The sequence below is a fragment of the Enterobacter cloacae complex sp. SHL001 genome (genome assembly GCF_049236825.1).
Taxonomy (GTDB): Bacteria; Pseudomonadota; Gammaproteobacteria; order Enterobacterales; family Enterobacteriaceae; genus Enterobacter; species Enterobacter hormaechei_C.
In genome coordinates, this window is record NZ_JBMKIP010000001.1 from 13,945 (window position 1) to 36,469 (window position 22,525).

Below are 22,525 nucleotides of genomic sequence, written 5' to 3' on the forward strand. Positions count from 1 at the left end.
ACCGATTTACGCCTCCATGGTTCCCCCAGCATAATCCCACCGATCCGATTGTAAGACATATCCAGCGCGCGCCACATTTTCTTCCTACCCTGCACTTTCAGTCTGACTGACTGGAGGTTTCTGTGTGTGGCCTTTTGTGAAGAATCCGGTTTGGGGTTATTCGAGGTAGCCCGCTGAAATGGAAACGTGAGCAAGCTCATCCGCTATGAACGAGGAACGGACGATCTAAGGGGTGTTCATTTCCTGGCCATTCGTTTGCCAAGAGCAAAGCAGACCATTGGCAGGGGAAGCGTCACTACCAGCAGCATCCATAGCAAAGTATATACTGTGTCCACCCCGTCATTTTGCAGATTGGTATACAGCTTTACCGGTATACCCTGCGGGAAATAAGCAAAGATCATCACGATCCCGAACTCGCCTACCGCGCGAACCCAGGCGAGTGTTACGGCAGAAGCCAGCCCAGGCAATGCCAGGGGTAATGTAAGAAAACGAAAGCGGTTCCAGGGAGAAGCTCCCAACGTTTGTCCCGCTTCAAGAATATTTTTGGGAACAGTGGCAAACGCCGAACGCGACACCACGATAAAATAAGGCAAAGCGCCGTAAACCTGAGCCAGCACAAACGCCGCCGGATTATTTACCAGCGTAGCTCCCAACAGTGAAAGCCAGCGGCCAATCACGCCATAAGGCCCGAAAGCCGAAACCAGCAAAATCCCCATTGCCAGCGGTGGCGTCAGCAGAGGGATCATCACCAGCAGTTCACCGATCAATCGTTTTCGACCCGTGGCTTGTGACAGCCACCATGCCACCGGCATGCCGATAAGAATGATAATTCCGAGCGCCAGCACACCCAGTCCCATTGAGACGGCAATGGCGCTGTCGTCGCGCCAGGCCAGCTTCAGATGATGCCAGGGCGTGACGCTAATCAGCGTGATAAAGGGGATACTTAACAGCAGGATAGCGGGCAGAGATAACCACCCCGCCACCCAGCCCGGTTTTCTTAGCGGGCGTATAAGCTGTCTCCTTTAGGTTCGGCGTAGCCAAACGCTTTGAACAATTTCTGCCCCTCGGCGCTTTGCATGAACGATACGAACTTTTGTCCCTGTTCTACACCATTCGGCGCGTTTTTCAGCACCGCCGCATAGAACACCATTGGTTGAGTGTGCAGAATTTGATCCTGGCCTTTGCTGTCTTTAATGGTAAAACTGACGGTGTCATACCACTGTTTCGTCATCGCCGGGTTGCTGAGGTTTATTTCATCCGGCAGCGCGACATACGGCAAATGCGCTGAGCGAACTTCACTCTCGTATCCCGCTGCTGCATCCACCTGACCGCTTTCCAGACGCGCCAGCAGCCCTCCTTCCTGATGAGTCTGCTGTGGGTTTTGCAGCGAGCCTAAAATTTTATCGGTGATGCCCGGCATGTTGTAATACTTTTCCGCCAGCATCAGGCTAAACACAATATTCTGGCCTTTTGGGTCGACATAAGGATCGGTGCGGCCAAATAAGACATCTTTCTGCGTCAGCAGAGTCAGCCACGAGCCGTCTTTCTTTCTGTTGGCCTGTTCAAACTGCGCTGCATATTTACCCTCAGGACTGTAAGCGACCACCATGCTGGTACTGGCGACAGGGACCGCCTCATCTATCAGCCCGGCGTCTTTGAGAATTTGCATCGGCCCCGGGGTGATGGAGACAAACACATCGGCCTCAATTTTGTGGCTTGCAAGCAGGCGTGCCATCCCGTATGCACCCTGGCCCTGCCCCTGATAGCCGTCGTTATTTGCTCTGGAAAAAGCCGGACCTAACCCCTGGTCCATTACTTTGCCCATGGAACCGGCATAAGTCACCCTGATATCCTTTGCCAGCGCCATGGATGGCATTTGCAGCAGCGCAACCGCCACCAGCACAACCTGCATTCGTTTCCTGGCCATAAACACCCTCTCGTTATGTATTCTTTTATATATCGAATTTTCCAGAAAAATCACCGCAATGACAACCTCCTCAAGCGCGCCGTTGATGCAAGGTTGAATTAAAGGAAATCGGTCTGGGTGGTGCATGGTCAACTTAGTCAGATGTTGTCATCCAAATGTGGGCAATTGTTCATGAAACATGCTGCGTAAACTCCTCGTGGCTTTGCGTAGAAGAATCTTGAACTCATTGTCATCAAGGTCTTTTGCACAGTTGTAGCCCAACTCGCTATATAGATAGATAGATACATAGTGATTAAATAACTTGAGGAGTTGTGTATTGCTCAGGATTACCCTCGAGTCTGAGGGCGTCCTGTTCATTGAATATTTACGCTTTTGCGTCTGGCTGTTTTACTGCATATCCAACATACGTCTTCTTTAACTGATCCAATGTTTCCGGCACCAGGCTCGTCACCCGTTCAAACCGGCACATTATTCGTTACCAGGATGGCAATGGCATGGCGGCCATCGCCGTGTCGTTGCCGCTGGTGGGGCCGAAGCGCATTTCGGAACAGGTGATGGCCAGGGTAGCGATAAGCTGATTAGATCAGAATGTGTAACTCATGCTTACCGAGACGCTACGCGGTTCGCCATAGACGGCAGAGTCATCGAGGTAGGAGTAGTATTCGCGGTCGAACAGGTTACGAACGTTTGCCTGCACCGCCAGCTGTTTCGTCAGCTGATACTGCGCGAACAAGTCGACGAGCGGATAGCTGCCCTGATAGAGGCGCTGCTTCTCGCCGTCCGGACCGGTGACATCTTTGTACACCTGATTCTGCCAGTTTACGCCGCCGCCTACTGTCAGATCCGGAAGCGCCGGGACGCGGTAACGGCTGAACACCTTAAGCTGCGTCTGCGGCGCAAAGCTGTTGAAGCGGCCATCTGAATCACGGGCAACATAGCGGGTCGCGCTGAAGGTAAGCTGTAGATTGTCGGTAACGGCACCGTTCACCTCAAATTCCGCCCCTTTGCTCACTGCGCCTTTGGTTGCGCGATAAGCTTGTTCGCTGGATCCATTAACGAATACCCCGCTGATTTCCTCCCCCGCGTTCTCCTGTTCTATGCGGAATACGGCAACGTTGGTGGTCAGTCGACCGTCCATCCAGTCTGCCTTCAGGCCGGTTTCATAATTTTTACCGGTGACGGGAGAGAGCCATGCACCCTCTTTCGTGCGTTTGGTTTGCGGGGCAAAAATTGAGGTATAGCTGGCGTAAGCGGAAAGGCTGTCGTTGATGTCATACACCAGCCCGCCGTAAGGGGTGGTGTTGTATTTACGCATATCGCCGCTGCTGCCATCTGAGCTGTACTGGGTATAACGTGCGCCAACGATTAGCGACAACGGATCCGCCAGCGACAGGCGTGCCGCCGTATACGCCGATTTTTGCCGCACGATATCATCCGCATTTTGATACCAGTCGCCCCACTCCGGCTCGGCCACGCTGCCGTCCCAGCTGTTGTTGAAGATGCCAATCTGAGCACTGTCCATTGGCCCGTCTTTGCTGAAGGTAGCATTGTGCTGTCGGCTATAGTTGGCTCCGGCCATCAGCTGATGTTGACGCCCGAGAAGTTCAAAAGGCCCGCTGGCGTAGGCATCAAGGGCGTCCAGAGTGCGCTTGCCGCGATCCTTACTACCCCAGCCTGATGCGCCTTCTCCGGTGGTGGCGTCCGGATTACCCATCACATAAAGCAGGGTATCATTGAACGTTTGCTCGCCGTGGGTTCCATTGAAACGCACCGACCAGCCGTTATCCCAGTTGTGGGTGAGGTTAGCAAAAACTTTACGCGACTCAACGGAGTATCCCGTCCAGTCTGCCGAGGTATTGACGTTGCGATCGTAATGGGTACGACTGCCGTTATTGTACAGGCTGGGTAATCCGCCCCAGGTCGGGTTGGCTGTGTTTGTTTGCTGATAGTCCCAGCCCAGCGAGGCCGTCGTGTGTTCCGTTACATCGCCTTCAATGACGCCATAGAGAAATTTCTTGCGCTTGCCATATCTGTCAAGCCAGCTGTCCTGATCCTGATAACCTGCCACGACGCGCCCACGCAGGCTGCCGTCGGAATTGAGGGGCGCGGAGATGTCGCCCACATAACGCTGTTTGTTCCAGCTTCCGTAACTTGCGCTGACGTTGCCCCTGAAGGTTTTACTGTCGGCACGTTTACGCACCATGTTCACCGTTGCTCCCGGATCGCCAGCGCCGGTCATCAGGCCGTTTGCGCCACGCACAATCTCTATACGATCATAAATGGCAGTATCTTCCTGCGCATCGCCAAAGTTCCACGCGTCGCCCATTGATGTGGGGATCTCATCGTAGGCGAAATTGGTGATTTCAAAGCCGCGGGAAAAGTAGCTGGAACGCTCGCTATCAACCTGCTGCGACGAAACGCCGGTGGCATTGGTAAGTACCTGGTCAATGGTTTGCAGGTCTTGATCCTGCATACGCTGGCGCGTCACGACGCTGACTGACTGGGGGATATCGCGCGGGGTCAGCAGCATTTTGGTGCCTGAACGCGTGGTTTTTACCGCATAATCCTGCTGCGAGTCGGCGCTCCCGTTCCCGTCACCGTAGACAACCATCTCTTGTTCTTGCGTATTTTCATCCGCCTGTGCCGGGTGCATGACGGCGGACATTGCCAGCGCAAGCAGTGAAAGTGAGAAGGAAGCAGGAATTAATCCTGCGGGCGCTTTCGCGCGATTAGCCCTGCCTTTAAAAATCATCATGTTACCTGTCTGTTGTTGTCGTTATGTGCAAATCATTCATACAAATAAGAATGGAAATGATAATTATTTGCTTTATTATGCACAGGTAATTTTGTAAGTTAAATGTAAATAAATGTATATTTATCAAAATCAGCGCGGCTCGCGCATGACAGGAACAAAAAATGAACACATTCCATTGGCTAAAAAGAAAGACATGGGGCTTAAGCATTCTTACCGCGGCGTTAACCCTGAGCGCAACGGCGTCAGCAGCCCTCCCGGATTCGGCTGAGCTCAAGCAGCGCGAACTCGCTGACGGTCTGTATGAGATGGTTTACTCCCCAACGGCAAACGCGTTGTACGTTGCGAGCGCACAGAGTTTCAAAAACGTCAATGGCGGGGTGCTCTTTAAACTGGATCCCACAACGCTTGCCACGCAAGGTGAAACCCACACCGACCTGAAAAACTTCGGCATGGCAGCGGACGATAATGGCAAGGTCTACTACACCACCAACACCCTTGATGGCGGGGTATCGAAAGTGGACGTGCAAAGCGGCAAGGTGCTACAGCGCCTGATGTTTGAAGGCAAAGACAAGGATGGCGACCCGGTTGGTGCGCGTGAAATCCTCTTCCACAAGGGACAACTGTTTATCGGCGGCGTTGCCGACCCTGGGTTTATCTCCGTGGTTGATGCCAACACCATGACGCTAAAAGCCCGAATCGAAAATGCCGGGAAATGGGTGACGGGGATTATTTATTCGCCGCTGACAGACCGCCTTTATGCCGCCAATGGCGGCGGTGAAATTCTGGTGATTAACCCGGAGACGTATAAAATCGAACAGCGCTGGACGCCGGGAGATAAAAAAGCGTATTTGTTCCTGAATATGGCAGAAGATCCGGCCACCGGGCGCCTGTTCGTGACTGATGATTCAAAAGCCAAAACCACACTGGTATTTGATGAGCGCAGCGGGAAAGTTATCAAGCGTCTTAAAGGCGATGCGCTGGGAATTAAGTTTAACGCTGAGCGCAACGAAATTTTCATCACTCAGCGCGAATCCAGGAAGGTGTTGCAGCTTGACGCCGGGAGCTATGCAGTGAAAAACAGCTGGACGTTCACCAGCCATCCCAACAGTCTTCTGGTAACACCGGACGGTAAAACGTTATACGTAACCGTGAAGCAGGACTTCAATGACGACAACACGACGAAAGGCCCGGATAGTGTGGTTCGTATTTCATTAAATTAAACAATATACAGCCATCCTGTGAGGGATGGCTGACTTATAAACGTGGACGCTGAAGCAGTATATTTAGTCCGGCCAACGGATAAAGCCGGGTTAAAGCGCCAGATGTTCTAAAGTCGCGGGGATCCTGACTGGGTAAAAGTAAAGGTGTAGGTACGTGAAGCTGACCCCTATTCTCCTGCAAATTTCGCAGAATTAAGGATTCATTTTGGGAAAGAAAAAACCGGGCCTCGCGCCCGGTTCTGTTCCCACACTAAAAAAGCCTTACGCACTCAATCCGCGATTCTCCAGCATCGGTTCGATCTTCGGATCGTGCCCGCGCCAGTTCCGGTAAAGTTCAGCTAAATCAGTGCTGTTGCCGCGGGACAAAATCGCCTCGCGGAATTTCTGTCCGTTCACGCGCGTCAAACCGCCCTGCTCGACAAACCACTGGTAGCCATCGTCCGCCAGCATCTGCGTCCAGAGATAGGCGTAATAGCCCGCCGCGTAGCCGCCGCCGAAGATGTGGGCGAAATAGCTGCTGCGATAGCGCGGCGGTACGGCTGGAAGATCCAACCCCTCTTTTTTCAACGCGGCGGCTTCAAAGGCTTCCACGTCTTCAACGGGCTCCTGAATGCCGTGCCAGTTCATATCCAGCAGCGCGGCGCTCAATAGCTCCGTCATGTCATAACCCTTATTAAACTGGGTCGCATTGAGCATTTTTTCCCGCAGCGCATCCGGCATCGGTTCGCCTGTTTGATAGTGACGAGCAAAGTGCGCAAACACCTGGGGATGGCTGGCCCAGTGTTCATTGATTTGCGAAGGAAATTCAACGAAATCACGTGGCGTGTTGGTGCCTGAAAGCGTGGCATAGCGCTGGCTGGCAAACAGGCCATGCAGGGTATGGCCAAACTCGTGGAACAGGGTAATCACATCATCCCAGGAGATTAGCGCGGTCTGCCCGTTCGCCGGTTTTTGATAGTTGCAGACGTTATAAATCACCGGACGCGCGGCAAACTCATAAGACTGCTCAACAAAATTCCCCATCCACGCGCCGCCCGCTTTGGAATCACGCGCGAAAAAGTCGCCGTAGAACAGCGCCATGCCTTCACCCGTGTGGTCGAAAATCTCCCACACGCGAACATCCGGGTGGTAAACCGGAATATCAAAACGCTCGACAAAGCGGATACCGAACAGCTGCGTGGCGGTCCAGAATACGCCATCTTCCAGCACGGTATTGAGCGCGAAATAGGGTTTGATCTGCGACTCATCCAGCGCGTATTTCGCTGAGCGCACGCGTTCGGCATAAAACGCCCAGTCCCAGGCCTGTACCGTAAAACCACCCTGCTCGTCGTCGATGACCTTCTGAATATCCGCCTGCTCCAGCGCGGCCCTGCCGCGTGCCGCAGGAACTATCCCGCGCATGAATTCGAGCGCGGCTTCCGGCGTTTTCGCCATCTGATCGGCAATGCTCCAGCTCGCATAGTTGTCAAAACCGAGCAGCTGCGCCTGTCTTGCCCGTAACGCGGTAAGCCGACGGATCAGCTCGCGCGTATCGTTTTCGTCGCCTTTCTGAGTGCGTTCCCAGCCCGCGCTGAACAACTTTTTACGGGTCTTGCGCAACGACAGCGCCGCCAGCGCGGGCTGTTGCGTGGTATTCAAAAGCGGGATCAGCCAGCGATCCGTCAGCCCTTTTTCTGCGGCAGCGTGAGCCGCGGCAGCCACCTCCTCCGCACTGAGCCCGTCAAGCTGGTGAACATTGTCCACCACCAGCCCTCCCGCCTTGTTCGCCGCCAGCAGGCGCTGGTTGAACTGGCTGGTCAGGGTGGCGGCTTCGGTATTCAGGGCTTTCAGCTCGGCTTTTTCATCGGCGTTCAGACGCGCGCCAGCAAGAACAAAGTGCTGATACATCTCCTCCGTCAGTCGTCGGGATTCGGCATCCAGCGCCTCGCGATCCTGCCAGACGGCTTCCACGCGGGCGAAAAGCGTATCGTTTAGCCAGATATCGTTCGCCAGCCCGGCCAGTTCGGTGGAGAACTGCTCGTCCAGCGCCTGAAGACCATCGTTGGTGTGTGCGGACGTCATGGCGAAGAACACGCTGCTCACGCGCGACAGCATGGCCCCGCTCTTTTCCAGCGCCAGCACGGTATTGTCGAAGTCCGGCGCGGCGCGCTGCGCGATAATCGCGTCAATGTCTGCACGCTTCAGGCGCATTGCTTCATCAAATGCCGGACGATAATGGCTGTCGTTAATCGCATCAAAACGTGGCGCCTGATAAGGCAACAGGCTAATTTCAAAAAAAGGATTGTTGACCGACATCGTTTACTCCTGAGCACGGTATTTCTCCCCAGAGTAGGCCAGCCTGCGCCGGCCTGCAATGGCGTCATACAAATGTTGCCTTAACGACGTGCCGGAGAGCGTGCTATGTTAGTACAACACAAAAAGCGTTGAGGAACAGTGAGATGATTATTTTAGTTACCGGGGCGACAGCGGGTTTTGGTGAAAGCATCACGCGTCGCTTCGTCGCCAACGGACACAAAGTGATTGCAACAGGGCGTCGTCAGGAGCGTTTGCAGGAGCTAAAAGACGAGCTGGGTGACAGCATTCTGACCGCACAGCTGGACGTGCGCAACCGCGCCGCCATCGAAGAGATGATTGCCAACCTGCCTGCCGAATGGCGTGAAATTGACGTGCTGGTCAATAACGCTGGCCTGGCACTGGGCATGGAGCCTGCCCACAAAGCCAGCGTGGAAGACTGGGAAAACATGATCGACACCAACAACAAAGGGCTGGTGTACATGACCCGCGCCGTGCTGCCGGGCATGGTTGAACGTAACCGTGGCCATATCATTAACATCGGTTCCACCGCCGGAAGCTGGCCTTACGCGGGCGGCAACGTCTATGGCGCGACCAAAGCCTTTGTCCGCCAGTTCAGCCTGAACCTGCGCACCGACCTGCACGGAACCGCGATCCGCGTGACCGATGTTGAACCGGGTCTGGTAGGCGGAACTGAATTCTCCAACGTGCGTTTCAAAGGCGACGACGCGAAAGCGGATAAAACCTATGAAAACGCGAATGCGCTGACGCCGGAAGATATCACCGAAACCGTCTGGTGGGTCGCGAATCTGCCGAAGCATGTCAACATCAATACGGTTGAGATGATGCCCGTCAGCCAGACCTATGCCGGACTCAGCGTGCATCGCGGTTAATTTACCCCACCCGGCCTGCGGGCCGGGTATGTGATGGCAGGGAAAAGAATGGTAGTATGTTCAGGTTAACTCTCTGAGAAATCACAACCCATGGCCGCTGAATCGCAACTTAATCCTACCCAGCCTGTTAATCAGCAAATATATCGCATCTTACGCCGTGATATTGTTCGCTGCCTGATCCCACCGGGAACGCCACTCTCAGAAAAAGAGGTTTCGGTACGTTTTGACGTTTCCCGTCAGCCCGTACGTGAGGCGTTTATTAAGCTCGCAGAAAACGGCCTTATTCAGATCCGCCCTCAGCGCGGCAGCTATGTAAATAAAATTTCGCTTTCGCAGGTACGGAATGGCTGTTTTGTTCGCCAGGCCATCGAGTGCGCCGTGGTGCGTCGCGCCGCGTCGCTCATCAACGATAACCAGTGCTACCTGCTGGAGCAAAACCTGCATCAGCAACGAATCGCCATCGACCGCAAACAGTTAAACGACTTTTTCCAGCTTGACGACGAGTTCCACCAGAAACTGGCGCAGATCGCCGAGTGTCAGCTCGCGTGGGATACCGTCGAAAACATCAAAGCTACCATCGACCGCGTGCGCTACATGAGCCTAGACCATGTTTCTCCGCCAGAGATGTTGCTGCGCCAGCATCATGATATTTTCAGCGCGCTGGAAAAACGCGATGTGGAAGCCGTAGATAAAGCGATGACGCTTCACCTTCAGGAAATTAGTGAGTCAGTTCAGTTAATTCGCCAGGAAAACCGCGAGTGGTTCAGCGAAGAATAAAACCTCGCCGCCCCCTTTCGGTTGCGGCGAAGTAATTAGCGGACCACTAATACCGGAATAGTGGCGTAGCGCAGGATAGTTTCAGCATTCGAACCCAGCAGATGGGTTGTAATGCTCGGATTTTTTGATCCGATAACAATGACATCATATTTCCCCTCTTTGCTGAGCTTGATGATTTCATCGCGTACGTTGCCGAAGCGAACTTCACAGTCAATATTGTCCGGGGACATATCAAAGAGCCGTTTCAGCGCCTTCATCTTCTTATCAGACTCGGCGGTCATATACTCTTCGAACTTCTTAATATCGGCATTGAACCCCCGCAGTAACGAACGGCTGCTGTTCGGGAGAATGTTGACCAGGGTGATCGTCGCGCCTTCCGTCTTCGCGAGGTTGACCGCGTGGCGTACCGCTTTATCGCTCAAATCCATTTCAAACACGTCAACAGGCATCAAAATTTTCTTATACATAAGCCTGACTCCTTTTCCGATGAAGGGTTATTTTCTGCCTCCAGAATGACATTGTGGATATAAACAAAGCCTAAACACTTGTACCCGGAAACTATCAATTAAGGAAAATAACTGTCCGCTTTGTAAAGTGGTGTCCTGAACCGTCAACGCCTGCATGAAATAAGAAAAAAGTGTGAGCTTGATCAAAAGCAAATAATTTCGTTAAAGAGAGGCGTATTAATAGTGCCCCGTGAACGGCAGCCGTTGAATTACCGCCGTAACGGATAAGTACGAGAGGAGAAAATACCATGATGACATACGACCGTAACCGAAATGCAATCACCACTGGCAGCCGCGTCATGATTAGCGGCACAGGCCAGTTCGGCGTGATTAAAGCGATCCACAGCGACGGCCTTAATGCCGAGCAGGTGCGTCGTGGTAAAACGGTTGAAGTCGAGGGATGCGAAGGTAAGTTCGAACCGATTGAGCTGATTCGCCTGGGGATGCACTAAGCTGCGCCCCGACATGCCGCCGCGGACGGCGGCATGTCATCGCGTTAAAGCCGGGAGGCGTACTCAGCAACCGTGGCCTTCGCGCCTTTTTGCAGCAACGTTTGATAGGCCTGCATGACCGCAGCCACAAACACCGCGTCCTTCGGCAGCTCGTTACCGAAAATAGCCTCAATGCCCAACAGCGCGCTAACGCGGCTTTCGCCTTCAGCGCTACCGTTTACCGCCGCCTGAATCACCGCCAGCTGCGGATCGCTCACCTCAATCGCGTTACCCTGCTCATCCACACCGCCGACATAACGCATCCAGCCCGCAACACCGAGGGCCAGCAGCGGGAAGGGTTTCTGGTGGACAAGGTGCCAGCGCACGGAATCGAGCATCCGCTGCGGCAATTTCTGGCTACCGTCCATGGCGATTTGCCAGGTGCGGTGACGCAGGGCCGGATTGCTGTAACGTGCGATCAGCTGGTCGGCATAGTGAGCTAAATCCCCCCCCTTCACTTTCAGCGTCGGCGCCTGCTCTTTCAGCATCAGCGCATGCGCGGCTGCGCGATAATGTTCATCTTCCATGCAGTCGTTAATGTGCTGATAACCGGCCAGGTAGCCGAGATAGGCCAGGAACGAGTGGCTGCCGTTAAGCATACGCAGCTTCATCTCTTCAAACGGAATGACATCAGAAACCAGTTCCGCACCGGCCTTTTCCCACTGTGGACGTCCGGCGACGAAATTATCTTCCACCACCCACTGGCGGAACGGCTCGCAGGCGACACCTGCCGGATCGCGTACGCCGGTCAGCTGTTCAATTTTATCCAGCGTTTCAGCCGTGACGGCGGGCACAATACGGTCCACCATGGTTGACGGGAAGGTGACGTTCGCTTCAATCCAGTCGGCCAGTTCGCCGTCAACAGCGCGCGCGTAGGCGCAGGTGACATTGTGCATCACGTGGCCGTTTTCCGGCATGTTATCGCATGACATCACGCTGAATGCTGGCAGCCCCGCCGCCTTACGCCGCGCCAGCGCTTCAACCACTACGCCTGGCGCAGATTTCGGCTGATGGGGGTTTTGCAGGTCGGCAACGATTAACGGATGATCGAACATCAGTTGTCCGGTTGCCGGGGAGTGGCAGTACCCTTTCTCGGTGATGGTCAGGGAAACAATGGCGACCTGCGGATCGCACAGCGCCGCCAGCACGGTTTCAAGGCCGTCGACCTGCGCATGCAGCGCATTTTTGACGACGCCGACCACGCGCGCCGTCCACGCATCGGCAGACATCTCTGCTACGGTATAAAGGTTATCCTGTGCCTTCAGATCGGCGATCTGCTGTTCGCCGCCAATCAGGTTAACTTCGCAGTAACCCCAGTCGCTGCCCTGTTCTGCGGCGAGTATATCGGTGTACACCGCCTGGTGCGCACGGTGAAACGCGCCAAACCCTAAATGAACAATGCGTGCCTTGAGGCTGTCGCGATCGTACTGAGGACGCGTTGCCTTCGCCTGTAATAAACGGTTTTCCATGATTGAGACTCGTTAATTATGAACGCTGAGATCCGCAGCCGCTCTGGTCACAGTGCGGCTGCGCCGGTTGACTAAACCAACTAGAATGGCAGTGTCATTACTTTATCCTGCCGATCACAATACTGGTTATGCTGCCATGAACATTGATTTACATTAACTTTCGGCCAAGTGGTGTGATATAAAAATAAAGTTGTGTGACATCTGGCAAAAGATATAAACCAGATCATACAGGGGTGCGTACCGTCTGCTCGCCGGACCGGACCGTCGGCTCACGCCACAACCTGTCGTAGGAATAGCCTGTTAAATCTTCCACGACCCGGCGAGCTTCGGCGGATACGCGTTGGGGAGAGCCGTTGGCTTTCAGGCGATCCAGCTCATCCACAAAGATTTTGTGCGTACGCTTGTTCAGGTTGAATGTCAGAGCCTGCCACAGGGCCAGGATAAGCAAGGCAGCAGTGCCGATGAACATCAGCATTGCGATGGTATGGATGGCTTCGGTTGGCTGCGTCTGGCTCCCTTTTACAAATCCGCCGCTTTGTAACAGGAGACCCACAATAAAGGTGGCAATAGCGACCGTGGTTTTTCGGGAGAATGTCATTACCGCGGCAAACAGTCCCTCACGACGCTGACGGCTGACCATTTCATCGATATCTGGAATGAACGGGAACACATTCCACGGTGTAAACTCAAGGACGCAGCGCCCCACCTGATACACCCCGGCCAGAATGACCAGCGTCGCGACGGTATTCAGCGCAGGGATCTGGTACACGGCAAAGAAGCCCCCCAAACAGAGCAACATCAGTGAATAGGCAAATACATATAGCTTTGATGGCCCATATCTGATGATCCCTATACCCGCAATTAACGTGACGGGCAGCCCCACAATACTCATCGACAGCAGCGTGCCTGCCAGTGAGGAAGAGACATTCAGACAGTACACGCAGAAAAATACAAATACCGTGTTGTAGACATCTTTGCCGGTAAACGACAGCAGATAGATGGCGAGATGTTTCCTGAAGGCCCGGATTTTCAAGGTGGAACCATACTCCTTAAAAAGTCGTCCAAAGGCAGCCAGCTTCTCCCCTGCTGTTTGTGGGCGTGTGTTTTTTTCCAGCCCGGAGAGCATTTCCGGCGTCAACTCGCGTTCCCAGGTCACTTTCCACGAGATGAATACACATACCATAAACAGTACAGCAAAAATAACGCCGTTTATGAGGTAGGCATGGGCGCTGTTTTCCCCGAAATAGCCGATCAGTAATCCAGGAATAAATGTCGCCAGAAACGTCCCGGACGCTGAAAGAAACATGCGACAGGTAGAGAGTTTGGTCCGCTGGTTAAAGTCTTTTGTCATTTCTGACGGTAACGTTTCCCACGGGATCAGTACCATTGCAGCAATAATTTCAAATGCTAGATAGACGGCGAGATAAAAACCGTATGTCATGCCATCAAGCCACAGCAATGCATAGACCAGCATCAACGGTGCACCGATCAGCAAAAAGAAACGTCGGCGACCAAATTTTTTACCAAAATAGTTTTTGTAAAAATGGTCAGTGAAACTTCCCATAAACAAACTAACGATAGCATCGACAATGCGCGCTATAGCAACAATAGACGCCGCTTCAACCGGTGACAACCCAACAAATGTCGTATAGAAGAATAATAACCAGGCGCCGATAACGGTAAAGGCACCGCCGCCCATAATATCCGTTAGTCCGTAGCCGATACTAACCGGAATAGTAATTTTTTTTGCAGTACGAGACATGTTCCATCCCCACTCAGTGAGTAGAATTTAGAATCTGAAATAGTTTTCAGCATTATCATGGCAAATATTTTTAACCATCTTCGTTAGGATGGCGTTATTATCCGGAACTTCACCACGCTCCACCCAGCCACCAATGATATTGCACAAAATACGTCGGAAATAATCGTGGCGAGTATACGAAACCAGACTACGGGAATCGGTTAACATACCGACAAAATTCATTAATAGCCCCTGATCCGCAAGGCTATGTAGCTGGTTTTCCATTCCGCGTTGAGTGTCGTTAAACCACCATCCGGAGCCAAACTGTATCGGCGATTTAACGCCCAATTCCGCAGTCTGAAAATTAGCGATAGTCGACGCGACAATATCGTTATAGCTGGCGTTGAGGTTATATAGAATGGTTTTGGGCAAAGCTTCAGCCTGCGTCATTGCATCCAGGAGTTGGTTGAGATTGGCCGCAAGATTCGACTGATCGGTCAGCGAGTCAAAACCAGTATTACTACCCAAAGAACGGTACATGCGGGAATTATTATTGCGAATCGCACCGAAGTGTATCTGCATTGCCCAGTTATGCTGCCTGTAATTATGCGCCAGCATAATAAAAATGGCACTGTCAAGAATCGCATTATTACGGGCGTCCAGATTTTCACCCCGGCGCTTTCGGGCAAACACGGATTCAACCTGTCTTTCATCTGCTGACTGAAAATGGATCTCCACGGGTCCGTGATCGGAAATTCGGCACCCCATTTCGTGGAACCAGGCAATACGCTGGCTCATTCCCTTAACAAAATCGCTGAATGTCTGGATTTTAGATCCTGTCGTCTCACCTAATCGATCGATAAAGTCGGCAAACTGTTCCGCGTTTTGCGCAAAAACATCGTCCGGACGAAAGGTCGGTAATACCTTAACGTTGAACGTCGCGTCATCACGCAATAATTGATGGTAGCGTAAATCATCAAGCGGAGCATCTGTCGTGCAAATAACTTCTACCCTGGAGCGTTTAATGAGTTCCCTCGGCGTAAAATCAGGCTGCTGCAATAGCAGATTACAGCGCTCCATTATTTCACGCCAGTTATGCCTGCCCAGCGGTTCGTCACAGTTAAAATAGTGGTGAAGTTCTAAATGAGTCCAGTGATAGAGCGGATTTCCATAGCTCGCTTCGACCGTTTCAGCCCATGCCGCAAATTTATCCTCCGCCGGGGCATCGCCCGTAATGTATTTTTCGTCAATACCGTTGGCGCGCATGGCGCGCCATTTATAATGATCGCCAGCCAGCCAGAGTTCGGCAATATTATCGAGATTTTTATTCTCGAAGATATCTTTCGCGTCCAGGTGACAGTGATAATCAATAATTGGCAGCGCTTTCGCGACGTTGCGATAAAGTTCAACACCTCTCGCATTGCCAATCATAAAGTTATCGTTAATAAAACTCATGACAGGGCTCCATATTTCCGCTGCTTCGCTGCGGTATCGCTCTGGCGCAGGGGTTCAGCTGCATCTTCCACCAGGCTCAAATCGCGGTCGCGCACTTCTGGCATCAGCAAAGCGGAGACCAGCCCAATCAGCGAGTACGCCACCAGCATCGCCACAATCGGCCACCAGGACCCGGTCATATTGCAGAAGATCCCCGCCAGCACTGGACCAAAGCCTACCGCCACCAGACCGCCCGCCTCTTTGGAGATCGCCATGCGGGTAAAGCGGTTTCGCGAACCAAACATCTCCGCCATGGTGATGTTTTCCAGCGCAAACAGCCCGAGCACCGCAAAGTTATGAATAACGATGATAGAGAGCATAATCACGCCCGGCGCGTAACTCTTATCGACGATAATCGACAGCATCGGGTAAGCCAGAATAATGGCTGAAATGTTAAGGATGATATATGGCAGACGGCGCCCCACTTTATCGGACAGCCAGCCCAGCAGCGGGATGGAGACGAAGCCAAGAATCGAGCTGATCATCAGCGCATCGGTTGGGATCGCCTTATCAAATAACAGCGTCTGTACCAAGTACCCGGCAAGGAAGGTCTGGATAAGCCCAGAGTTACCGGCCTGACCAAAGCGCAGCCCCGTCGCCAGCCAGAACGATTTGCTCTTAAACATCGCGCCGACCGAGGTATCCTGCGCAGCAACCGGCGCAACGGCTTCGGCATCGTTTACCTTCTCAAACACCGGGCTCTCTTTAAGGTTCATACGCAGCCAGATGGCGAAGATCATCACCACCACGCTGGCGAGGAACGGCACGCGCCAGCCCCAGGCAATAAGTTCTTCACGATCGAGGGCAAAGAACATCACGGCCCAGATCGCCGTGGCGCTCAGCGTCCCGCAGTTGGTGCCCATGGCCACCAGCGAGGAGATGATGCCGCGTTTACCCTTCGGGGCGTATTCGGCCAGCATGGTGCCTGCGCCGGAGATTTCAGCCCCCGCGCCCAGCCCCTGAATAATACGCAGCGTCACCAGCAGCACCGGTGCGAAAATCCCGATCTGCGCGTAGGTTGGCAGGACGCCGATTAAGGTGGTGCAGATCCCCATCATGGTGATGGTGATAAACAGCACTTTTTTACGGCCAATTCTGTCGCCCATTCTGCCGAAGATAAATGCCCCGACAATACGCGCGATGTAGCCTGCGCCGTAGGTGCCCATCGCCAGGATCAGCGCCATGGCCGCGGACTGCTCAGGGAAGAAAATTTCATGAAACACCAGCGCGGCGCCAAGGGAGTAGAGCTGGAAATCCATAAACTCCAGGGCGGTGCCCAGCCAGCCAGATACGGCGGCTTTCACCAGATCTGACGTACTTCTTTGAGGTTGTGCTTGAGTCATAATGGCTATCTCTGCAAGGTAAGATGCGTACCACTGAGAGCCTGTCTTCGCAGGCTCTTAACCGCGTGAATTATTATTGGTCGAACGTGAGCAAGACTTTGCAGCACTGCCGCTGGTCTTTTTCAAACAGTTCGATGGCGTCTGTAACGTGGTGATAGTCAAATGTATGGGTGACCAGTTTTTCAGGGTCGATCAGCCCTTTTTCCAGCCAGTCAATGACCACCGGGAATTTGTTGGCATTCAGGCGCGAAGAGAAGATCGACAGCTCTTTGCCGGTGATCCCCTGCTGCACAATCTGGCTCGGGTCGCAGGAGAAGCCCATCAGCACGATGCGCGCCGCCGGAGACGCCAGCGTAATCGCTTCCTGTAAAATGGACGGATGACAGGCAGCATCGATGATTAACGTCGGCTTGATGCCTTTTTCATCCAGCGCGGCCTGTAAAGAATGCTCGCCGTTGTTGAAAACCCAGTCTGCGCCGCTGCGTTGCGCCATCTCCAGCCGCTCATCAATGCGATCCACCACGATGACCTGCTTCACCTTGTAAACGCCCTTCAGCGCCTGCACGGTGACCAGCCCCATCGGGCCTGCGCCGTAAATCAGCGCCACATCCTGTTCGGTGGGTTTCGCCTGCCCCGTCACGTTGGCGGCAATGGTGAATGGCTCAACCATCACCGCGTGGTGGTCAGGGATCGCATCCGGAATGCGCCAGGCATTTTTCGCCGGCACCACGGCGTATTCGCTGAAGCCGCCGTCACGGTGGACGCCCAGCACCACCAGCGAAGTACAAACGTTCGGTTTTCCAACGGAACACGGGTAGCAGTGCCCGCAGCTGATCACCGGATCAACCGAAACGCGCTGGCCCAGTCGGGTGCCCTCCACGCCTTCGCCAACCGCGTCTATTTCGCCAAAGAACTCGTGACCGATTACCCGCGGGTATTTCGCAAACGGGTTATGCCCGCGATAGATATGGCTGTCTGAACCGCAAATACCGGCGAGCTTAATTTTGACGCGGACGTCGCCTGCGCCCGGCAACGGGAGAGGACGCTCTTCAATCACCAGCACATCCGGCTGTTGGATCACTACGCTTTTCATCATTCGCTCCTCGTTTACCAGTTCCAGAGGGTGCCGTCTTCCAGACGAGCCACCGGCAGATAAGCCGGATCGTACGGGTATTTCGCCGCCAGCTTCTCATCAAACTCAATGCCCAGCCCTGGCTTGTCGCCCGGGTGCATATAGCCGTTATCGAAGCGCCAGCTGTGCGGGAACACTTCCAGCATCTGCTCCGAATACCCCATATACTCTTGCACGCCAAAGTTCGGTACCCACAGGTCAAAATGCAGCGCCGCGGCGTGGCAAATCGGCGACAGATCCGACGGGCCGTGTGAGCCGGTACGCACCTGATAAAGTGAGGCAAAGTCCGCAATGCGACGCATCCCGGTGATGCCGCCCGCATGGGTTATGGTGGCGCGGATATAGTCAATGAGCTGCTCTTCAATCAGCTGCTTGCAGTCCCAGATGCTGTTGAACACTTCCCCCACCGCAATTGGCGTGACGGTGTGCTGGCGGATCAGGCGGAAACACTCCTGGTTTTCAGCGGGAGTCGGATCTTCCATCCAGAACAGACGGTACTCTTCAATGCTTTTGCCGAATCGCGCCGCTTCGATGGGCGTCAGACGGTGGTGCATGTCGTGAAGGAGATGTTCATTGAAGCCGAACTGACTGCGCACTGCGTCGAACAGTTTCGGCGTGAAGTCGAGGTATTTTTCAGTGGACCATAGCTGCTCTTCCGGCCAGGCACCCTTGGTCGCTGGCTCATACGCCAGCCCTTTTCCTTTTGCCATGCCGTAGGTGGTTTTCATTCCCGGCACGCCGCACTGCACGCGAATTGCCTTGAAGCCCATCTCTTTATGACGGGCATAATCTTCCAGCACGTCGTCAATGGTGTGCCCGGTGGTGTGACAATAAACCATCACCCCTTCCCGGGAGGCTCCGCCCAGAAGCTGATAGAGCGGCATGTTCGCGGCTTTCGCCTTAATGTCCCACAGCGCCATATCCACGGCAGAAATCGCTGACATGGTGACCGGACCACGACGCCAGTAAGCGCCTTTATAGAAGAACTGCCAGATATCTTCGATGCGGTGCGCATCGCGGCCAATCAACTGAGGGCACAGGTGATCTTTCAGGTAGGAGGCAACGGAAAGTTCACGTCCGTTCAGCGTGGCATCACCCAGGCCGACAATGCCCTCATCGGTGGTGATTTTAAGGGTGACAAAGTTACGCCCCGGGCAGGTGACAAATACTTCAGCCCCGACAATCTTCATAATCCATTTCCTTACATCGCTCGTTGTGATGCAGGAAATTTACGCAACTACACTACTACCATACAAGTATAATGATCGTAAAATCAGCGGGCGATCACACTATAAGGACGCTTATGCGCGTCCCCAACCGGCCACGATGATCAACATGCCGCACAGGGCAATCAGCGCGCCTGCCCAGTCATACAGGCTTAGCCTGACGCCATCGACAACGCGCAGCCACAGCAGCGCGGTACAGACGTACACTCCGCCGTAGGCCGCATATACCCTCCCGCTGGCGGCCGGATGCAGGGTGAGCAGCCAGACAAAAAGGGCCAGGGACACACCCGCCGGGATCAGCAGCAGCGCGGAAGCGCCCCGCTTTAGCCAGAGCCACGGCAAAAAGCATCCGATGATTTCGCACAGCGCGGTCGCGAAAAAAAGCAGCGTCGTTTTGAACATTTTTCTCGTTTCGTGAGGATTGATTTAGACATCATACGCGATAATGTTCACATCGTTCCCATACCTGCCGCGCGGGTATGACACCCTTTCGGATTGGTGTAGAATCCAACGGGGTAATCCGATTGTCTGCACCCGTTTAAAGGAAACGCTATGACTACATTAAGCAAACGCCTTTGTCTGACAGCCGTACTGGCGCTGTCATCGTTCGCCTTCGCCGCAACGGCATCAGCCGAAACCAGCAAACTCATCATTGAGTCTGGTGACAGCGCGCAAAGCCGTCAGAACGCCGCCATGGACAAAGAACAATGGAATGACACCCGCAGCCTGCGTCAGAAAGTGAATAAGCGCGTGGAAAAAGAGTGGGATAAAGAAGACGTCGCGTTTGATGCCCGCGACAAATGCCAGCAAAGTGCCAACGTCAACGCCTATTGGGAGCCTAACACCCTGCGCTGTCTGGATCGTCGCACTGGCCGCACGGTAGCACCGTAATGTCGACGCCGTGTGACGTTAAGCTCCGTCCGCTGGAGCGCGAAGATTTACGCTTTGTTCACCAGCTCGACAACAATGCCAGCGTGATGCGCTACTGGTTTGAAGAGCCTTATGAGGCGTTTGTCGAGCTGTCCGATCTCTACGACAAGCATATCCACGATCAGAGTGAACGCCGGTTTGTGGTGGAGTGCGAAGGTGAGAAAGCCGGGCTGGTTGAACTGGTTGAGATCAACCACGTTCACCGTCGGGCAGAATTTCAGATCATTATTTCACCGGAGCATCAGGGGAAAGGTCTTGCGTCGCGGGCGGCAAAGCTGGCGATGGATTACGGGTTTAACGTCCTGAATCTCTACAAGCTTTACCTTATCGTCGACAAAGAGAACGAAAAAGCGATTCATATCTACCGTAAGCTGGGCTTTATGGTGGAAGGTGAACTGATCCATGAGTTCTTTATTAACGGCGAATACCGTAACACCATCCGCATGTGCATTTTCCAGCATCAGCATCTGGCCGGGCATAAGTCCTCCTCCGCCAGCCTGCTTAAACCCACCGCGCAGTAACCTGCGCGGTTTTATTCTCAATAATATTCAATGTTGTTTTTTATGGTGTACTTGTGCTCAACGGCAGGTTTGACGCTGTCATCGGTGATCACCAGCTCACAGCTCACCGGGTTATTGTGGCGATCGTAATCACAGCTCTGCTTTACATTGCCCATCGGTTTATCGTTCAACAGGCTTACCGCCGTATAATCCATGCGCTTGCGCAGATCTTTCGACGGCACCGACTTGACCGATAAACGCTTGTCGCCGGAAACTGTAGTTTTACCCAGCGGGTAGCCGTCGGCGTCATACTGGTACTTCACTTCCATCTCTTTGCTGTGCGCGGCAACCACAAACCCGTTATCGTCGGTGTCCCACGTCAGGCCGGCAGACGGCAGTTCCGCCAGCTGACATTTTCCCTGCAACTTTACCTTCTGCTGCTGGGTTTCCGCATCGACGTAGTAGTTAGCATCCAGCACCAGCGCAACGCCCGTATTAGCGTCGAGATCGTGCAGTTCAAGCGTATCGAAACACCCTTCCGTTGACATCGTGCCGGTCACACGTTTAGAGACTTCACCCTTATCGTTGAACAGCGTCTGGGTAAAATCCTTCACCGGCCCGCGCAGAGGATCAAAGTCAAACTCGTTCGAAAAACTCGCCATCTCCGGCGTAAATGACAGCGGCGCGGTGTTGTTGTCGCATCCCACCAGTACCGTTGCCAGTAGCGTTATCGCTGCGTATTTGTTCACATCATTTACCGTTCAAAGAGAGATACAATCATATTAGCAAATACAGCAACTTACATAACAGCACTTCATTTGACTCTTTGCGCTGTATAAATCCGTCGTTTGCATTGACGAGACCTGCCAAAGTGGCTACTTTGGGCGCGGAAGATTCCACACAATTATAAAATTAGATTCTTAAATTTTCGGGTTAACATCATGATTTACGACTGTTTTTTATACTATGACGAAGATATGTTGCTCGACATCAGATTACATACTCTCGCTGATGTCGTTGACCGTTTTGTCATTGTAGAAGCAACACACTCTTTTACGGGCATACCGAGAGAATTGCATTTCGATATTACAAAGTTTGCCAAATTCAAAGACAAAATCATTTACGTGCCTTTTGACGCGCAGCCTATTTTAAACCGTGCGGATAATAACCAGGTTGATGCCTGGGCAAATGAAGCAGCGCTTCGCAACTCCATTATGAACGGGTTAAAAGACGCGGCAGACGACGATCTGATTCTGGTGTCAGACGTTGACGAAATCTTCTCTCCCGACACGGTCAGGGCCATTAATCCGCGCGCGCTCTGCACGACTATTCATCAAAACGTGTTCAACTATCAGTTTAATCTCCAGGTTCACAACACGGATGGTACGCCGAGAAAATGTACCTTGCCCCGCGCGACGTCCTATTACAACCTTAAGCATTTCTTCCACGGTGAGCCTGAATCTTTCAGAAACTGGAAGCGTGCGCGCAAAGATAAAAACTGGTCATGGTTTAAATGGAACTGGCTAAAAATCAATAATAAAATTGTGAAAGATGGCGGCTGGCATTTCTCATGGGTAATGACTCCAGAAAGAATTTCCGAAAAAATGTCTACCATTTCTCATACCGAATACGATCTGCCGGAATTTAATAACCCGGAACATATTATGAAGGTTATTACCAACGCCGAAGATATCTGGGGACGAGACCGAAAACTGGTCAGGCAAGAGGTATCAAAACGCACCCTGCCTTCTTATCTGGTAGACAATCAGCACCATTATTCGCAATTTATTTTATGACGCAGGCAGGGCTCCAGGACAATTCAGAAAGAC

20 protein-coding genes are annotated in these 22,525 nt (G+C 53.1%); 7 read left to right on the plus strand and 13 right to left on the minus strand.

The features are described from left to right. Positions 1–236: 236 nt before the first annotated feature. The 3 genes from ACOTYH_RS00070 to fhuE form a co-directional block, all read right to left on the minus strand. Positions 237–983: a molybdate ABC transporter permease subunit gene (locus ACOTYH_RS00070; RefSeq protein WP_017384530.1), complete on the minus strand. Its 747-nt coding sequence runs from the start codon at positions 981–983 to the stop codon at positions 237–239. A 14-nt stretch (positions 984–997) separates the two neighbouring features. Continuing rightward, a complete protein-coding gene (locus ACOTYH_RS00075; protein WP_047056683.1) occupies positions 998–1,912 on the minus strand; it encodes an extracellular solute-binding protein in 915 nt (304 codons plus the stop codon). A gap of 598 nt (positions 1,913–2,510) precedes the next feature. Further along, positions 2,511–4,679: a ferric-rhodotorulic acid/ferric-coprogen receptor FhuE gene (gene fhuE / locus ACOTYH_RS00080; RefSeq protein ID WP_421637600.1), complete on the minus strand. Its 2,169-nt coding sequence runs from the start codon at positions 4,677–4,679 to the stop codon at positions 2,511–2,513. Positions 4,680–4,843: 164 nt separating this feature from the next. On the opposite strand from fhuE, the gene ACOTYH_RS00085 reads away from it, so the two are divergent. Beyond that, complete coding sequence (locus ACOTYH_RS00085) at positions 4,844–5,902, plus strand: hypothetical protein (RefSeq protein WP_332999099.1); 1,059 nt, start codon at positions 4,844–4,846, stop codon at positions 5,900–5,902. Positions 5,903–6,163: 261 nt separating this feature from the next. Here the strand turns inward: ACOTYH_RS00085 and dcp are convergent, their stop codons facing one another. Next, on the minus strand, positions 6,164–8,197 hold the full coding sequence (gene dcp, locus ACOTYH_RS00090) for a peptidyl-dipeptidase Dcp (protein ID WP_310865251.1): 2,034 nt from the start codon (positions 8,195–8,197) through the stop codon (positions 6,164–6,166). Positions 8,198–8,340: 143 nt separating this feature from the next. Here dcp and ydfG point away from each other — a divergent pair, with 143 nt between their 5' ends. Together ydfG and ACOTYH_RS00100 are read left to right on the plus strand one after the other, a co-directional pair. Further along, the gene (gene ydfG / locus ACOTYH_RS00095; RefSeq protein ID WP_015570609.1) at positions 8,341–9,087 is read left to right on the plus strand and encodes a bifunctional NADP-dependent 3-hydroxy acid dehydrogenase/3-hydroxypropionate dehydrogenase YdfG; all 747 of its coding nucleotides are present in this window, start codon (positions 8,341–8,343) and stop codon (positions 9,085–9,087) included. 90 nt (positions 9,088–9,177) lie between these two features. Beyond that, positions 9,178–9,864: a GntR family transcriptional regulator gene (locus ACOTYH_RS00100; RefSeq protein WP_003857403.1), complete on the plus strand. Its 687-nt coding sequence runs from the start codon at positions 9,178–9,180 to the stop codon at positions 9,862–9,864. Between the two features lie 35 nt (positions 9,865–9,899). Here the strand turns inward: ACOTYH_RS00100 and ACOTYH_RS00105 are convergent, their stop codons facing one another. After that, positions 9,900–10,331, minus strand: a complete 432-nt coding sequence (locus ACOTYH_RS00105) for a universal stress protein (protein WP_032104056.1) — start codon at positions 10,329–10,331, stop codon at positions 9,900–9,902. 287 nt (positions 10,332–10,618) lie between these two features. Between ACOTYH_RS00105 and ydfZ the strand changes: the two genes are divergently transcribed. After that, positions 10,619–10,822 carry a putative selenium delivery protein YdfZ gene (gene ydfZ / locus ACOTYH_RS00110; RefSeq protein ID WP_003857405.1) on the plus strand — a complete coding sequence of 68 codons (204 nt, stop codon included), beginning with the start codon at positions 10,619–10,621 and terminating at the stop codon, positions 10,820–10,822. 44 nt (positions 10,823–10,866) lie between these two features. Here ydfZ and ACOTYH_RS00115 read toward each other — a convergent pair whose 3' ends face one another. From ACOTYH_RS00115 to ACOTYH_RS00145, 7 genes are all read right to left on the minus strand, one after another. Next, complete coding sequence (locus ACOTYH_RS00115; RefSeq protein WP_058689352.1) at positions 10,867–12,330, minus strand: mannitol dehydrogenase family protein; 1,464 nt, start codon at positions 12,328–12,330, stop codon at positions 10,867–10,869. A 223-nt stretch (positions 12,331–12,553) separates the two neighbouring features. After that, the gene (locus ACOTYH_RS00120; RefSeq protein ID WP_015570613.1) at positions 12,554–14,092 is read right to left on the minus strand and encodes an MFS transporter; all 1,539 of its coding nucleotides are present in this window, start codon (positions 14,090–14,092) and stop codon (positions 12,554–12,556) included. Positions 14,093–14,119: 27 nt separating this feature from the next. Then, a complete protein-coding gene (uxaC, locus tag ACOTYH_RS00125) occupies positions 14,120–15,526 on the minus strand; it encodes a glucuronate isomerase (RefSeq protein ID WP_058689351.1) in 1,407 nt (468 codons plus the stop codon). Further along, entirely contained in the window at positions 15,523–16,908 is a 1,386-nt protein-coding gene (locus tag ACOTYH_RS00130) for an MFS transporter (RefSeq protein WP_017694076.1), read from the minus strand. Before ACOTYH_RS00130 ends, uxaC begins: the two co-directional genes overlap by 4 nt. A 73-nt stretch (positions 16,909–16,981) precedes the next feature. Continuing rightward, positions 16,982–18,001, minus strand: a complete 1,020-nt coding sequence (locus ACOTYH_RS00135; RefSeq protein WP_058689350.1) for a Zn-dependent oxidoreductase — start codon at positions 17,999–18,001, stop codon at positions 16,982–16,984. Between the two features lie 14 nt (positions 18,002–18,015). Beyond that, entirely contained in the window at positions 18,016–19,230 is a 1,215-nt protein-coding gene (manD, locus tag ACOTYH_RS00140; RefSeq protein ID WP_017384541.1) for a D-mannonate dehydratase ManD, read from the minus strand. A gap of 111 nt (positions 19,231–19,341) precedes the next feature. Next, positions 19,342–19,668 carry a YnfA family protein gene (locus ACOTYH_RS00145; RefSeq protein WP_003857412.1) on the minus strand — a complete coding sequence of 109 codons (327 nt, stop codon included), beginning with the start codon at positions 19,666–19,668 and terminating at the stop codon, positions 19,342–19,344. A gap of 150 nt (positions 19,669–19,818) precedes the next feature. Between ACOTYH_RS00145 and ACOTYH_RS00150 the strand changes: the two genes are divergently transcribed. Beyond that, entirely contained in the window at positions 19,819–20,157 is a 339-nt protein-coding gene (locus ACOTYH_RS00150; protein ID WP_006808856.1) for a DUF1283 family protein, read from the plus strand. Further along, positions 20,157–20,717: a spermidine N1-acetyltransferase gene (speG, locus tag ACOTYH_RS00155; protein WP_003857416.1), complete on the plus strand. Its 561-nt coding sequence runs from the start codon at positions 20,157–20,159 to the stop codon at positions 20,715–20,717. Before ACOTYH_RS00150 ends, speG begins: the two co-directional genes overlap by 1 nt. Before the next feature lie 17 nt (positions 20,718–20,734). On the opposite strand, the gene ACOTYH_RS00160 is transcribed toward speG, so the two are convergent. Then, entirely contained in the window at positions 20,735–21,445 is a 711-nt protein-coding gene (locus ACOTYH_RS00160; RefSeq protein ID WP_058689348.1) for a YnfC family lipoprotein, read from the minus strand. 192 nt (positions 21,446–21,637) lie between these two features. Between ACOTYH_RS00160 and ACOTYH_RS00165 the strand changes: the two genes are divergently transcribed. Then, complete coding sequence (locus ACOTYH_RS00165) at positions 21,638–22,492, plus strand: benzoate transporter (protein ID WP_003857421.1); 855 nt, start codon at positions 21,638–21,640, stop codon at positions 22,490–22,492. Positions 22,493–22,525: the final 33 nt, after the last annotated feature.